We start from the raw sequence: 15,925 nt of genomic DNA, 5'->3' as shown, positions 1-15,925 counted from the left end.
TTAGGTTTAAATTAAATTAAAAAATTATAGCATATATAAATCAAATTAATAATCTAAATTCAACTATTTTTTTATCAAATTTTTTTAAAAAATATTATTAAAACTATAGGAAAACCATTGATTAAGCTTATTAACTGGTTGGATTGGGAGTGTTTATAATTTTGTGTTTTAAATTTTTATGGATTTTTCAAATAGAAATCTAATCCTGAGTTTCCCAGTTTGATGGCGAAAATTCACTTTTTAGTGAATATGAATATGCAGAAATCGCCGTAAATCGGTGTTTTTTACCCGTAAAACCTTAATTTTTATTAATTACAATTAATTACAATTTTAAAGTAATTTTATGGTATAATTATAAATTATGAAAAAGCATAATTTGATTTTGTTTAATGTTTGAGGATCTTCAAAAGATAAAATATATAAATATGTTGGCTGAACACAAGGTTATGGGAAAGCTCCAAAACGTTGATTTAGTATAGGAAATGTGCAAACTTTGGAAAAAATTAATCCAAATGCTATTCAAATTATCAAAGAAAAATTGAAATTATTTTCAAATTTAGATGACAAAGATAAAATCAAGACTACTTTACTTGATTCTCTTAAAAATTCTGCCATAATCGAAGGTTCGGTTTTTATTGGTGGGGAATTAATTGAAAAACTTATAGAAAAGCACAATATTTTTGAATCACTTCCTAAAAGTAGGCATAAAAATATGAAACAAATTTTTAACTACTTAATTTCAAAGCGAATTACTGATCCTGGTAGCATTATTAATGCTTTTGATAAAAAGGATGATTACTCAAATCAAATAAATACTTCCAAAAATAGCTTTTATAGACTCTTAGATCTTGTCTATGAATCACAAAATCAACTTTTAGATAGTCTTAACAAAATGGTTATAAGCGAGCTTGGAAAAAGGGACAATGAATTTTATTTTGATTCATCAACAGTCTATTTTGAGACATTTGAAAGAAATGGATTAAGAATTCCTGGCTATTCTAAAGATGCTAAATTCAAAGAAGATCAAATTGTCATTGCTTTAGCATGCGATAAAAATGGCATTCCTTTTCATATTAAAGTTTTTAAAGGAAATACAGCCGATTCTAGTACCCTAATCCCTTTTGTATTAGATATTGAATCTAAATATAATATCAAAAATATGACAATAATTGCTGACCGTGGCATGTCCACTGCTGCAAATATTCGATTTCTTGAATCAAAAGAATATAATTTCATTATTTCTTATCGTGCAAAGATAGGCAGTCAAAAATTTAAAAATTATTTATTAGATCCTAGCGATTATGTTGATCTAAATGCAGATTTTAAGTATAAAAAAGAAGAATTTTATTCATCTTATAAAAATAAAAGATACACTGAAAATATTAGAAGAAGAATTATTACTTACAGTAGAAAAAGAGCAATAAAAGACAGCAAGGCTCGCGAAGAGCAAATCCAAAGTTTTATTAAAAAACAAAATAAAGATGGTTTTATTGAAGTAAACAAATTGTTTGGTAAAAAACCTAAATATTTTAGGGAAATTTCAAATATGAAATTTGAATTAGATCAAAGTAAAATTGACAAGGACAAACAATTTGATGGTTACTATGTCTATGAAACAAATATACTAAATTTAAATGTCTTAGACATAGTTGAAAAATACCAAAAACAGTGAAATATTGAAGCTAATTTTAGAAGTCTAAAAGGTTTATTGAATATTCGTCCTGTATTTTTAAGAATAGATGATCATATCCTAGCTCATACATTTTTGTGCTTTATCTCATTAGTTATTTTAAAAACTATAATTTTTAAAATCAACAAGCATATTAGTGATAACAAGTTATTTGCAAACAGTCAATTAACTGAAGTTGGTTTAGTAACGATGTTGCAAAAATTAAGGCAAAGGGTTGAATTTAACACTTTAGATCAGCAAATGATATTTAAAAATCGCGATGGTGTTCCTAGTGATCCCAATATTTGAAATAGGTATGATTTCTACTTTGATATCTTAATAAATCAGTAAAAAAATAGGTAATTAACTTTTGGCAAAAAACTTAAAAAAGCGCGGGAAACCGGACACTTTTTTAAAATTATCTCATCAAACTGGGAAACTCGGGTTTAAATTTTTATGGATTTTTCAAATAGAAATCTAATTTAATTTTACATTACTTAACCGATTAGGGAAAATAGAAAAACAAAAGGCGAAATTCAAAGTGGAAATTACCGTTTAAAAATAACTAAGTTAGTATAGTAACTTAGTTATAATTTCAGGTTTTTATCCTTTTTTAGAAATTAAGCTAAAAATAAATTTTTACACAAATTTGGATAAATTTAGCAATTTTCAAATTACTTTCAAATTTGAAAATGGCTTTAATTAATATTTGAAAAATAAAAAATATTTAGGTTTTTTTGTTTGAAAACTACAAAAAAAACTCTGTTTTATCACTAGTTTCAAGAATACACATTATTAATAATTTTATTATCTATAATAAAAACGATTGAACAAACTATAAATTAATATACTAAATTACCTATGAATGAATCATAGATTTTTTGATCTTTAAGAAAGATTATTTATTATTTAATTTATAATGTCGGTTAAAAGCATTGGGGCAATTTTTTTTCTTTTTTCTTCAAATTCTTTATCGCTAATATCGTTAATATCGCTATTTGTTTTTTTATTAAAATCAATTTTATCTCGAATTTGCTCTAAATTAGAAGATCCAGCAAAATAAAGGTCTCCGTATTTAGGAACAACTCAACAAACAGCTAAGGTTAAATTTTTTTGATTTATTTGATTTTCTTTGAAATATTGATTATATCCCCTTATTAATAATTGAGTTTTTTCAGGATCAAAATCTTTATAATGTTTGATCTCAAAATAAAAATAATTTCCATCTTTGCTAACCAAAAAATCAGGATTTGATTTTGCAATTTCATTTCCGTTAATGTATTGAAAACCTAATTTAGTATAGACTGGGTTTTTAGCTCAAAAATGAATATTTTGCTTTGCTTTACTAATTTTTATTAATTCTTTTGCAAAAAACAGTTCTGCTTCTGAATCTAATGGAAGATTATCTTCTGGTGTTTTGTCATCAATTTTTTTATAAGCAAAAGAAGAATCATTAGTTTTCACCAATTTATCATTTTCAGCACTATTAAATTCAATTTCTTTAGGTAAACATTCTTCAAAAAGTTTATACTGAGCGTTTTTGACTTGGTCTTTAATTGTTTTTTTATAAATTTTAGCAAGTTCTGGCCCGTATTTTAACAAAATAATTAAATCTAAAATTTGTTTATTTGTTTTTATATCTGATAAAAAATCTTGTTTTATTTTAGCAAAAAAGTCTTCAATTTTGGAAGTAAAATACTTTTTTAAATTGTTTTTAAGTCTAATAATTGCTAATTCTAATTCAATAATGTTGGAAATTTTTGATTTAATTAATCTTGCTGAACCATATTTTTCAGTATCAATAGAAATAAATTTATTGGCCTTATAGTCGTCTTCATATTTTCTCAAATCGTTTTTAAAAATTTCTTTAACCTGATTCTGCCTCTTATCGTTAAATTTATGTTCAAATTCGTTTTCATATTGTTTATAATTAATTATTTTACTTCTAGTTTCGTCAGGCATTCCGGGAATTTGGATTTGGCCTCATATAAATTTGTCATATTTATATTTTTCCTTCAAATAAAGTTTAAGCACATTTTTTCTCTCAGGGTCAACATTACTATAAATAAAATATTTACGAGCAATGGAATTATCTTTTAAAGTATACATAGGGCAAGGATTTCTTTTTATTCTACCAATTGTTTGAATACTTAAATTAGAAGATGAAATATTTCTAAGTTGGACTAACATGCATGCTCTTGGAATATTTCATCCTGTTGCAGGGCCAATTTTAAAAATTATTACATCAACTGAAGACATATTTCTAGAAATATCACGTAATGTGAAATTAGATTTTTGGCGCAAATTACTTTCTTTTTTATTTTGGTCAAAATATTTGACCCAACTAAGATCATGCTTTTCGAGTATTTTAATTATTTTTTCAATATTTTCATCAAATTTTTGCGCTTTTTGAGCATCTTTTTCACTACTATTATCAATTTGAATTAGCATTGCAGGGTTAATACCGACTAAACCAGGCTCTTTAATATTATCATTATATTGTTTTTTAATTTCGTTAAATTTTTTACAAGCTATTTCCAAAATTTCTTCATCATCATAATCTTCACCTTTTTCTAAGTCAAAATTATGATGTTTTTGAGTTTTTAAAAGTTGAATATCATCTTGACTTAAATCTTTTTCAGATAAATGAACTAATGGCAAATCAGTTTTTGGAGTTGCTGTCATTTTTAATATAAATGATGCATTTTCTTGCATTTTTTCTTCAAAAGTTTTGTCTTTTAAATTAATTTTAATATCAGAACCAATATGAGCTTCATCTCTTATATAAATAAGAATTTGCCCTTTTCGTTTAATTTCAGACAAAAATGCTTCAATTGATCCTTGTTCACGTAAAATAGAATTTGATTTAAAAGATGCGCCACCCATAATAAAAACTGAATCAGGTTTGGCAAAAAATTCATAGTTTTTATCAACTTTTGCCGTTCTTTTCAAGTTTGAAGGACTTTCAATTCTCTCTATATTCAAATTTGTATTTTTTATAAAAATTTTATATTCATTAAAACTTTCTTCCATTTGCTTGGGTAATTCAGCACTTGATAATGTTACAATTACAAAAACTAATTCTTTACCAACTTTCGCTTTATTTCATTCAATTAATTTATCAATATAGTTTAGAATCATGAAAGTTTTTCCCGATCCTGTCGGCGCTTTAAAATAAATTGCATTTTTTAGTTTTGCTGGATTTGTTTGGTTTTTATCATTTTCTAATTTTGGCTCAATTTCTTCACTACTAGTCAGATATAAAGTTGTTTTTTCAACTAATTGTTCAACCGCTTTAGATTGAGATTGCGTTAATTCCATAATTTTATAAATCCTTTTCTTGTGGTTTTAGTGCTAAAAGATGATTTAAAAGTTCAACATACCTGGTATTTTTAGTATCTATATGATTTAAGTCAACTTTAATATCAAAATCTTTAAAAAGTTTTAAAAGTAAATTAACCAAATCATTAAGTTCACTTTCTGAGTTAAAAATTTGAGTATTATAATAAACTATATCAAAAACCTTTAAATTTTCCAAGTAAGGTTTGTTATTTTTACTTCAATTAAATTCTTCATTTTTGGTTCCTTTTCCATTTGAAATTCTAAAAAGTCTTTCATAAGTTACATTTTCGGCAATTTTATTTTGATTGTTTGTGACTAAAGTAAAAATTCTGTTTCCGCCATCCTGACGGTTCAACTCTCAAACTGCATGGCCGGTTGTTCCACTACCGGCAAAAAAATCAAGAATTTTTGCATTTTTATTGGGATGAATATTAATTAAATACTTAATTAATTCAATTGGTTTGGGGAAATCAAAGATATTTTTACTATTAAAAATTTCTTTGAGTTCTAGGCCACCGTTTAATGAATAAAAATCACTAATAATATTTTTAAACGGTACACCAGCGACAATTTCTTCAATTTTTTTAGTTTTTGGATTAAATTTAACATATTGATACTGTTTACGTTTAGCAACCCAATCGCCACGAGAATTTTTAACAATTTCAATAAATCCTTGTTTTTCCCCTTCGACAAAAGTATCTTTCCCTCAAGTATAACAAGCTGATTCGGGATTATTCTTATTTAAATACAAAGTAAAACTAGTACCATCAGGGGCAATAATAGGATAATCCAAAGACTTTATATATTGAAATGCGCCTGTAGATGATGTACGATGAAGGTCAGTCAATTTATAATAACCTCTTTGGTCAAAATATTTATCTTTAAGTGTATATCCTAATTTTTTAAGAGTTTTTTCATCATATTTTTGGTAATTGAACTTACATTTGTTTAAATTTTTAGCATAAGTAATAATATATTCTGTGTTTTGTGTTATTTTATAATCAAAACTAGTATTTCCACCTGGACTATTTTTTTTAACTCACACAATATTAGCAACAAAATTTTCTTCCCCGAAAATTTCATCCATTAAAACTTTTAGATAAGCTTGCTGATTATCATCAATTGAGATAAAAATTATTCCATCTTCTTTTAAAAGTTTTTTGGCTAAATTTAGTCTTTCATTTAATAAATTTAGCCAGCCATTTCGCGAGTATTTATCTCGATAAATAAATTTTGAAGGTAAAATATTTTCTTTATCATTTGCAACCTGATTACCTTCATTAAAACTAGCCTGAGTATTATAAGGTGGATCAATATAAATTATATCATAACCAGCCGCTCTCTCTCTCTCTCTCTCTCTCGAGAACTAAAAGATTTTTAAGAGCATCATAATTTTCGCCAATTATTAAAGTATTTTCTTCAGATTGACTTTTGTCTAAAACAAAAGATAAATTTTCATTTTTTTGTAAAATTGCAACTAAATCTGAATCAGATTCAGGAGCTGCATCAAAACGAAAACCAGTTTTGATTCGTTGAGAAATAAACTGAAAAACGTATTCAAGTTTATTTGGTTCAAATTTTTCTAAAATTTGAATTGCTAAATTTTTTTGGTCTGAATTTAGCTCTTTTGAGGAAATTTCCTCGATTTGTTGTTTGTATTTTTCTAAAAGATTATTTTGATTCATATTTTAGACCTTTTAATTTTATTTTTTAATATTTTACCATTTTCCGGCTATTAAGGGAATCTAAACAGAATAAAACTAAAAAAATAAAATACCAAATATTTTAAAAAAAATATTTGTTAGTAAATTATATATTTTTAAAAAAATGATCGTTAAAAATGATCGAATTTTAGTAATTTTGTAACAGGTTTTTTATAATTAAACCATGAAATCAATAAGTAAATAAACGAAATTATAAAAAACATTGCTATTCATATTATGAAAATTAAAATTACTATCTGTGAAATCGAAGGATATATGGCATCTTCACCGAGTATTCAGATGTAAATTTTTGGAATTAACGGGAGAGACACTGATAAGTTAATGACTAAAATTAGAAATGAAATTATAATTATATTTAATCAATGATAAAGAAAAATCTGCCATGTCTTAGCCCGAAGCGCCTTAAGAATTCCTATTAATTTTACTTTTGAATCAGTTAGATTTTTTGTATAAAAAATCGTTTGTATTAACAAAACTACTATAAAAACAATTAAAATTGCTCCAACAATTAAATTTATAAAATTTTGTAAATCATAAGTTAATTTTGTTATACCTTTTAATGAGGAGTCAATTTGATAGTCTTTATTATTCTTAATAAAATTATCAATATTATTTTCCAAATTATTATTTTCAAAATACAACCTTAAAATAATTGGTTCTATTTTTTTAATTTGACTGGCTTGTGAATTGTCTGGTTTCCTGTTTTTACTTTTCTGTAATTCGATATTTTCACCGAATTTATGATGTAAAAAAGTTAGGTTTAATTTTTTTGCATTAACTAAATTATTTATTCCAACAACTTTTAATGTTTTTTTATCTTTGGGGCCAGTTAAAACAGCAATTTCTTGTTCTTTTGGTTCTTTGATATCAAATTGTGTAGCTAATTCTTTTGAAATTATAACTTCATCTAATTTTTCAATGTTTCTTCCAATTAAATTTTTTTGATCAAAATTGAACCTATTTTTAAAAAATTCACTTTCATCAATATAATCAATAGGTGCTCCTAACCTTCTTTTGTCATTATATTCAAAACTTAATGATGGCAAAGTAAAGAAAGGAGTAATTTTTTTTATGGTTTTATTTTTTTCTCTGAGATTATTAATTTCATTATCTGTGAAGGTTGTCAAATTTCTTTCTGATTTTTTGCTAACTAAAACAGAATCAAGTTGATATTCATTAACTTTAAGAGAATTAGAAGCGGAAATATTTAAATTTAAAACAGCAAATAATAATGTCCCAAAAATACTTGTTAGAAAAAGTATTACAAATAAAATGGTTGAAACTCATTTTGATTTATAATCTGCCAGAGTAAGGAATAAACCTGTTTTTAATTCTTGCCTAATTTTTGCAATTTTTGAATAGGAAGAACTCTTAAAAGAAACTAATTGACTATTTTTTTCATTGTTGTTTGCTAAATTTTCCTCAGTTTTGTCAATATTTTCTTCGGAAATTTTTCCTTTTTCAATACGAATGATTTTGTCGGCATATTTTTTTGCAAATTCTAAATTGTGACTGACTACTAATATTGTTTTATTTTTTGCAATATTTTTTAGATTTTCAAATACAGAAATACCGTTTTCAAAATCCAAATTTCCAGTTGGTTCATCGAGTAAAATAAAATCACTATCTCTTGAAAGCGAACGGAGAATTGCTATTCTTTGTTTTTCGCCACCTGATAAATTATTTACATTTTGCTTTAATTGCCGAGTTTCAATTGACACGTATTTAGCCTGTTGTTCCAATTCTTTTGGATCTAAAACTCTATTTATTACATTATTTGCGATTAAAATATTATTTTCTGATGAAATCTTAGGAATTAGATTAAAGTCTTGAAAAACAACATCAACTAATGGTTTTTTAATTTCAGAACCATTTTTATCGAAAAAAGTAATTTTTCCACTATCTTTTTTAGTAAAACCGGCAATTAAGTTAATAAGAGTTGTTTTACCAATTCCTGATTTACCAATTATAAATGTTATTTTTCTTGAAGGTATTTCAAGATTTAGACTATCAAAGATGATTTTGTTATCAATCTTTTTAGTTAAATTCTCAATTTTTATCATTTTGCTCCAAGTTCGCTGTATTTTTCTTATTTAACATTATAAAATTAAGACTTTTGATAAAAAAAATATTAGTTTTAATAATTTTTAAAAATTATTTTAATAATGTCACAATATCTTTTTTATAAGTTATATAAGAAATTAATGAATATATGATTGATAAAATAAAGAAACTAGCAAACCAGATAATTATAAAAATAACACTAATTTGCAGATAATCAGGAAAAACTGAATTTTGATTTGAAATTGCACCATAAATTAAGGGCACAAAAGAAATTGAAAATATAATACCAAAAACGAAAACAAAAGCAGAAAGTATTACCAAATTTAATCAATGATACAAGAAAATTTGTGATGTTTTGCCACCAAGAGACTTTAGAATACCAATTGATTTTTTCTTGAATTTAGAAAGATTTGTTGCATATAATGACACAAAAATTAACAAACTTATTCCAAAAATTATTATTGACACAAAAATAATTAATAACAAAACATATTGAGAGTTAATTGCTCGATTTAGAATTTGATCCGGACCGCCATTTGTCGAGTAATAACGACTAACGCCCGGTTTGCTATATTTATTTAAAAATTCATTAATATTATTATATAAATTATCATGATCAAAATAAACCACAGCAGCTATTGGAAGTAATTCACTAGAATATTTTTCAATATTATTGTTAAAAATAGCAATATTTTCGTCATCTTTTTCAGGATCAAAAACTCCAACAACTTTAAAAATTAAAGTATTTTTATTGTTAGAAATTTTTAAAAGTTTTCCTGTTTTGTCAGTTATATTCGAGCTAACTGCTATTTCATTAAAATTTTTAGGCAATGTACCTTTTTTCAAGTTTATTGAATTGGCTTGATTTGAATTCTCATAGAAAGACTTATGTATTTTATTGGGTTTTGCAAGTGTCTCGTCAGTTTCTACGGTTAATGGTCTACTAGAAACATACCCTAAAAAGTCTAATGAAAAATAATCATCAGGTAAAAACTCAAATTCATCAAACTTACTTTCTTTTTCGTTTGGATTTGATTTTTGATATACTGATTTTAGTTTATCTATGTGAACAAGCGAAAAATTGTTGCCATTATCAAGAGACTTATCCAAAATTCCCACAATTGTTGCTGATTCAGAAAAGGGATCTAAATCTTCAAAGTTTTTCCCTAAAGTTAATCGATTAAGGTGAACAATTTTAATTGTTTTTCCAATTGGATTATCAATTTCTAATTCTTCAATTAATTTTTGTGAGAGAATAACTTCATTTGGATTGGTAATAAACCTGTTATTAAAATTTTTATTTTTACTAAATGAACTAAATCTGTTTTTAAAAAAATCGGATTCATCAGTTGATCTAATAGAACGATTCTCAAGAGAAACGTTATCATTATAAATGAATGTATAATCTTGAAGTCTACTATATAATAAACTAGTGTGTTTTATTTTGGGATTATCCTTTTTAAGTTGGTCGATTTCTTCAGGGACTAAAGAAATAATATCCTTTTCTCCAATTCTAATGGCGTCAAAATTTGATTGGGCAAGCGTGTCAGTGACTATATTTTTTGCTGAAAAATGTAAGTTCATGAAAACAACTATGCTAAAAATTAAGGCAAAAAATGTTACTAAAACTAAAATAAAACTCGTGATTTTTGATTTAAAATCGGCGAGCACAAGCAATAAAGCTACTTTAAATTTTTGTAAGAAACCAGGTTTTTTATAGACCTGGTTTGATATTAGGTTTAAGTGTTTATTTTTTGATTCAACATTAATTTGTTTATTGTTTTCTATAACATTAACGGATAAATTTTCTAAATTAATAATTTGATCAGCATATTGGTTTGCTAATTCTAAATCATGACTAACAATTAAAATTGTTTTACTTTCAGAAGCTTTAACTAATAAATCGAGTAAAGCAATGGAATTTTCATGGTCCAAATTACCAGTTGGCTCGTCAAGCAAAATAAAATCACTTTTTCTTGATAAACTTCTTAAAAATGCAGCTCGCTGTTTTTCGCCGCCCGATAAGTTTTTCGCTATCTGATCTAATTTGTTGGTTTCAATACCAATAGAATTAGCGGCTTGTTGTATTTCTAAATCATCTGATTCACGATTCAAAATGTGATTTGCTATTAAAATATTATTTTTTATACTTAATGAGTCAATTAAATTAAAGTCTTGAAAAACAACATCAACTAATGGTTTTTCCAATTCAGAACCATTTTTGTCAAAAAAAGAAATTTTTCCACTGTCTTTTTTTGTAAATCCGGCAATCAAATTAATTAGTGTGGATTTACCAATTCCAGATCTTCCAATTACAAATGTAATTTTATTTAAAGGAATTTCCAGATTTAAATTATCAAAAATAAATTTATTACCAATTTTTTTAGTTAATTTTTCTATTTTTATCATTATTAAAATTTGCTTTTGTCCATATAATATGGGTATATGGTGGGTCTATAATTTGAATTTTTGTCGGGAATTAGCGGGTTATTTGTTGCGATTGAAGTATATTCATAGTCATCTATCACTAATCCGGTTGCATATTGACCAAAATCTGATATTTTGTAATTCCATCCAACCCCTTGATAATTCATTACTAGTCTATTAGCATTTCTTTTTTCAAAAGTTTCTATTAATTCATAGGAATTAAATTCAAATTTTGCTGATGCACCAATTTCAGCAGTTACTTCCCTTTTTTCAGTAGCATAAGCTACCTTACCATTTATTACAAAAGACGGGGTAGCTAGTCCAGAAATTCAAGCATGCGTCTTTAAATTAATTTGATCTGGATTATAATTATAATAATTGGAAAAATTTCTGTTTTTGGTGTACTGAATTTCCGTTCTTCCTATTCACGCAGCTTTATCTTGCCAAAATAATCCGCCCCAATATACAACTTGTTTAACACCTCTAATAAGAATTTCTAATTCTCCTTGATCGGTTATTAAGATTTTGTGATTATCTTCAAAATCAAGATCTTCTGGATTAAAGTAATCAGTGTTTTTAGATAGTCCCTTGTGATTTGATCAGCGAAGTTCTTGTAAAATACCCCATGCTTTTCCTGCTCTTCATGCTTTGTCTGGTTTATAATGATAATATGAAAATAATTGAGGTTGTGAGTTTTCGTTTGTTAAATTTATGTTGTTATGGACGCTACTATAGGAAAAAAATGTTACAGGAATAAGGCCAATAAGTGTGAAGCCTAAAATTTTTTTTAACTTGGAAATAATCATAATTGTACTTTTCTGAAAAATAATAATGATAATTGTCAATAATGTTTTTTTACCATTATACCATTTTTGCAAAATATTTCTGTATTCCAAATTAATTTTTTAATTAAAATCTATAATTTGCTAAGCAAGTAAATAATTATTTAATTAGAGCATGCTGATTTTTAATTTTATCTACAATAATTTTTTATAATTTTGTAAAAAAGTCGGGAATATTAAATATTTTGTTTTTAAATGTGATTTTCCATTCTTTCAATTTGACACTGTATTTTTGATTTTTTTGAAATTAATGTACTAATTTATCGAATTTTTTAACTGATTTATCTATATTTATAATTTATAGATTTTTTGCCATTAGTTGCTTTTTTGTGGTAACATCATTTTAGATATTAACAAAAAATTTAAGAGGATTGCTATGAAAAAAATTGCTAATTTCTTGATAATTGAACAAAAAAATGAAATTTTTACTATTTATTTAACGGCCGAATTACAAGATGATCTTGGAACAATCGGATTTTTAAAATTTACCAATAAAAAACGACTAGAAAAAGATGATGTTGTCGCTAAAATTGAAGCGTCAAAAACTGTTTTTTCAATAAAAACACCCTTAAAATGTAGAATTATTGAACTAAATCAATTAGCTGAAAAGGATCCAAAAATTTTGAATTCACATGATTCAGACAAAAATTGACTTTTTAAAGCAAAAGATATAGACCAAAGTGAATTTGATGAACTTGAGGACTTTTAGTATTCTAGATCAAGCGATAAAAATCAAGAAAATCCTTGATTCAGCTGATGCAATTGTTGTTGGAGTTGGTTCAGGACTAACAAGTGCAGATGGAAATAATTATTATGGATCAAAATTTAGTGATAATTTTAAAGATTTTATCGAAAAATATCATTTTTTAGATATGCTTCAAGCTTCGCTTTATGATTTTGGATCATGAGAAACATACTGAGCTTTTCATAGTAGATTTGCGAAAGTTAATTTTTTAGATCTTAAAGAATCAGAAAGTTTTTTGAATTTAAGAAAAATTTTAGAAAATAAAAATTTTTTTATAATAACCACAAATTCTGATAGTTTTTTCGAAAAATCAGGATTTGACAATGAAAAAATTTTTTACATCCAGGGCAAATATAATTTAATGCAGTGCTCAAAAATGTGTAAAAATTTTTTATACCAAGATGATGAATTAATTCTAAAAATGGTAGAAAATCAAAAAAATATGAAGGTTGATTATAATTTATTGCCAAAATGCCCAAAATGTAATGCCTTTTTAGAAATAAACAAAAGAATTTCGTTTAAAGGAATGGTTGAAGATCAAAACTTCAATAACCAAAAAGCAAATTACAATAATTTTATTGAACAAAATAAAGATAAAAAATTAGTTTTTCTTGAAATAGGGGTCGGTTTTACAACCCCGCAATTAATTAAATTGCCATTTCAAGAGATGACAAAAAAATTCAAAAATGCAAAATATCTAGTTATAAATCAGAAAAAATACCGTACTAACAAGGATATTCTTGAAAAATCCTATTTTTTTCATGAGGATATTAAATTACTTCTACAAAAAATAACAGAACAGGAATAAAAATGTACTTAATCGAACCAAAACGCAATGGAAAATGAGTTTTTGACGGAGCAATTTTGCTTGCAATTCAATATTGAGCAATCAAAAACTTAAAACTAGATGAAACAATTGTTTTTCCTTATATTTGTGATCCACATGTACAAATTGGTTATTTCCAAAATCCAAGTGTTGAAGTTAACCTTGAACTTTTAAAGCAAAAAAATATTGAAGTTGTTAGACGCGACACTGGTGGTGGTGCAATTTATTTAGATAGAAATGGAGTAAATTTTTGTTTTTCATTTCCATATGAAAAAAATAAAAATTTACTCGGAAATTATGCACAATTTTACGATCCTGTTATTAAAGTTTTGCAAAACATAGGGATAAAAAATGTGCAATTTAGTGGAAAAAATGACCTTCAAATTGAAGGAAAAAAAGTTTCTGGTGCGGCAATGTCGCTTGTAAATGATAGAATTTATGCAGGTTTTTCACTTTTATATGATGTAGATTTTGATTTTATTGGCAAAATTCTAACTCCAAACCAGAAAAAAATTGAAGCAAAAGGGATAAAATCTGTTTCTCAACGGGTAACTAATTTAAAAAATAAGCTTTCAAAAGAATATCAAAATTTTTCAATTTTTGAAATAAAAGACCTATTTTTGACCGAATTTTTGAAAGTAAATTCAGTAGAAAAGTTTAAAAAATACGAGCTTACTGATAGCGATTGAGTCCAAATTGACAAAATGGTCGCTGAAAAATACAAAAATTGGGATTTTGTTTGAGGACTTAGCCCAAATTATTCCTTCAATAGATCAATTAGAACAAAAGTTGGAACAATAACATTTTCTTTAGAAATTAATGAAGGAAAAATTAGTAAAATTAAAATTTCAGGTGATTTTTTCCCGAAAAAGTCGCTTTTAGAGTTAGAAAATTTCTTAATGGGGACAAAATTAACTCAAGATCAACTATTAAATCGGCTAAAAGATGCAAAATTGGAAGATTATTTTAGTCAAAAAATTGATGAAGAAGAAATTTGTAACTTACTTTTAAACTAAATATGAAAAATAAACTTTTTAAACCGTATCAAATTGGTAATTTCACATTAAAAAACCGATTTGTTTTTAGCCCAATTAATCTTAATCTTTCTGAAATGGGCCAAGTTTGCCAAGCAGATTTAGATTTTTTTAGCGCTAGAGCCCATAGTGCACCAATGACAATTACAGGGGGAGTTTATATTTGTAAATCAGGTAGTTTGTTCAAATATGGTCATAGTATCGAAAATGATTGCGATATTGAAGGTCTAGCAAAACTTGCAAAGGCAATAAAATCAAAAGGAAGTATCGCAATTTTGCAATTAATTCATGCTGGTTCTCACTCTGTTTCAAAAATTGAAAAAGATGGTTTTTGCTATGGACCTAGTGCTGAAAAGCGAAATTATCCTGTAAAATACAAGGTTTATCGTCTTAGACAAAAGCAAATTAAAACCATTGTTAGACAATATGCAGATGCTTGTCTAAGGGCAATTAAGGCAGGTTTTGATGGAGTTGAAATTTCTTCGGCCCAAAAATTATTACCTCAAGAATTTTTCTCAAATTATACTAACAAGAGAAATGATAAATATGGCTGTCAAAATATTGAAAATAGATCTCGGTTTTTGCTAGAAATATTAGAAAAAGTACAAAAAACTATTTTAAAATCAAAAAATCCTAATTTTTTGCTAGGTTACCGGGCAACACCTGAGGAACGAAGAGGCGATAATTTAGGTTATACAGTCGAAAATTTCCTAGATTTCTTAGATTTAATTGAAAAAAGGGGGATAAAAATTTCTTACCTTGCAATTGCCGGTTGAGGTTTTGACGTTTTTCGTGACAAAGTTCGGTCAAAATCAAATAATTTTAACCGTTTAATTTCTGATGTAGTTTATGAAAAATTGCAAGGAAAAATCCCTGTTATTGCTAGTGGTTCAATAAATTCCTTAGAAAAATCAGTTAAAGCTATTCAATTTGCTGATTTTATCGGAATTTCTTCAGCCTTTGTGCCTGATCCTGATTTTGTTGAAAAAATTGAGAAAAATCAGCCAATAAAATTAAGTCTTGAGCCGGAAGATTTTGCAAAATTAAAAATAAGTAAAAACGCATTTAAAGAAATTGGTCATTATTTTGAATATGGCAAATCTTTACCTGAAAATGCTCGAAAAACTATTTTAAATAATTCAAAAAAAGCAGAATAATTTTTTTCTTTGAAAAATCAATAAAAAAATATACAATTATACATTTATTAATTATATATTCCCAAATTCAAAATATAAAAGCAACACACAGATAT

The 15,925-nt window shown here is 25.9% G+C and carries 11 protein-coding genes; 5 read left to right on the top strand and 6 right to left on the bottom strand.

Annotated elements, in window-relative coordinates; all coding sequences use genetic code 4:
* The first annotated feature begins 361 nt into the window (after positions 1–361).
* Positions 362–2,020, top strand: coding sequence for an IS1634-like element ISMhp1 family transposase (locus MHJ_RS01680; protein WP_011284084.1), 1,659 nt, complete (start codon positions 362–364; stop codon positions 2,018–2,020).
* A gap of 558 nt (positions 2,021–2,578) precedes the next feature.
* On the opposite strand, the gene MHJ_RS01675 is transcribed toward MHJ_RS01680, so the two are convergent.
* The 6 genes from MHJ_RS01675 to MHJ_RS01650 all read right to left on the bottom strand — a co-directional run bounded on the left by MHJ_RS01675 (position 2,579) and on the right by MHJ_RS01650 (position 12,032).
* Positions 2,579–4,990 (bottom strand): DEAD/DEAH box helicase family protein, encoded by a 2,412-nt coding sequence (locus MHJ_RS01675; protein ID WP_011284083.1) that lies wholly within the window; start codon positions 4,988–4,990, stop codon positions 2,579–2,581.
* A 4-nt stretch (positions 4,991–4,994) separates the two neighbouring features.
* Positions 4,995–6,332, bottom strand: a complete 1,338-nt coding sequence (locus tag MHJ_RS01670) for a site-specific DNA-methyltransferase (RefSeq protein ID WP_323749056.1) — start codon at positions 6,330–6,332, stop codon at positions 4,995–4,997.
* Positions 6,310–6,696: a hypothetical protein gene (locus tag MHJ_RS01665; protein ID WP_044284630.1), complete on the bottom strand. Its 387-nt coding sequence runs from the start codon at positions 6,694–6,696 to the stop codon at positions 6,310–6,312. The genes MHJ_RS01670 and MHJ_RS01665 overlap by 23 nt, the downstream gene beginning before the upstream one ends.
* A gap of 149 nt (positions 6,697–6,845) precedes the next feature.
* Positions 6,846–8,798 carry an ATP-binding cassette domain-containing protein gene (locus MHJ_RS01660; protein ID WP_011284082.1) on the bottom strand — a complete coding sequence of 651 codons (1,953 nt, stop codon included), beginning with the start codon at positions 8,796–8,798 and terminating at the stop codon, positions 6,846–6,848.
* A 91-nt stretch (positions 8,799–8,889) separates the two neighbouring features.
* Complete coding sequence (locus MHJ_RS01655) at positions 8,890–11,208, bottom strand: ATP-binding cassette domain-containing protein (RefSeq protein WP_011284081.1); 2,319 nt, start codon at positions 11,206–11,208, stop codon at positions 8,890–8,892.
* 2 nt (positions 11,209–11,210) lie between these two features.
* Positions 11,211–12,032 carry a hypothetical protein gene (locus MHJ_RS01650; protein WP_011284080.1) on the bottom strand — a complete coding sequence of 274 codons (822 nt, stop codon included), beginning with the start codon at positions 12,030–12,032 and terminating at the stop codon, positions 11,211–11,213.
* Between the two features lie 412 nt (positions 12,033–12,444).
* Between MHJ_RS01650 and MHJ_RS01645 the strand changes: the two genes are divergently transcribed.
* From MHJ_RS01645 to MHJ_RS01630, 4 genes are read left to right on the top strand one after another with little or no spacing between them, the layout of a single operon-like run.
* Positions 12,445–12,777, top strand: a complete 333-nt coding sequence (locus MHJ_RS01645) for a glycine cleavage system protein H (RefSeq protein ID WP_011206161.1) — start codon at positions 12,445–12,447, stop codon at positions 12,775–12,777.
* On the top strand, positions 12,758–13,621 hold the full coding sequence (locus tag MHJ_RS01640; protein WP_014579759.1) for a deacetylase SIR2: 864 nt from the start codon (positions 12,758–12,760) through the stop codon (positions 13,619–13,621). Before MHJ_RS01645 ends, MHJ_RS01640 begins: the two co-directional genes overlap by 20 nt.
* A gap of 2 nt (positions 13,622–13,623) precedes the next feature.
* A complete protein-coding gene (locus tag MHJ_RS01635; protein WP_011284078.1) occupies positions 13,624–14,655 on the top strand; it encodes a lipoate--protein ligase in 1,032 nt (343 codons plus the stop codon).
* 2 nt (positions 14,656–14,657) lie between these two features.
* Positions 14,658–15,830 carry an NADH-dependent flavin oxidoreductase gene (locus MHJ_RS01630; RefSeq protein ID WP_011284077.1) on the top strand — a complete coding sequence of 391 codons (1,173 nt, stop codon included), beginning with the start codon at positions 14,658–14,660 and terminating at the stop codon, positions 15,828–15,830.
* Positions 15,831–15,925 lie beyond the last annotated feature (95 nt).

The organism is Mesomycoplasma hyopneumoniae J (assembly GCF_000008205.1).
Classification (GTDB): Bacteria; Bacillota_I; Bacilli_A; order Mycoplasmatales; family Metamycoplasmataceae; genus Mesomycoplasma; species Mesomycoplasma hyopneumoniae.
Note: the sequence above shows the minus strand (reverse complement) of the source record. Positions and strands in the feature narration are given on the sequence as shown.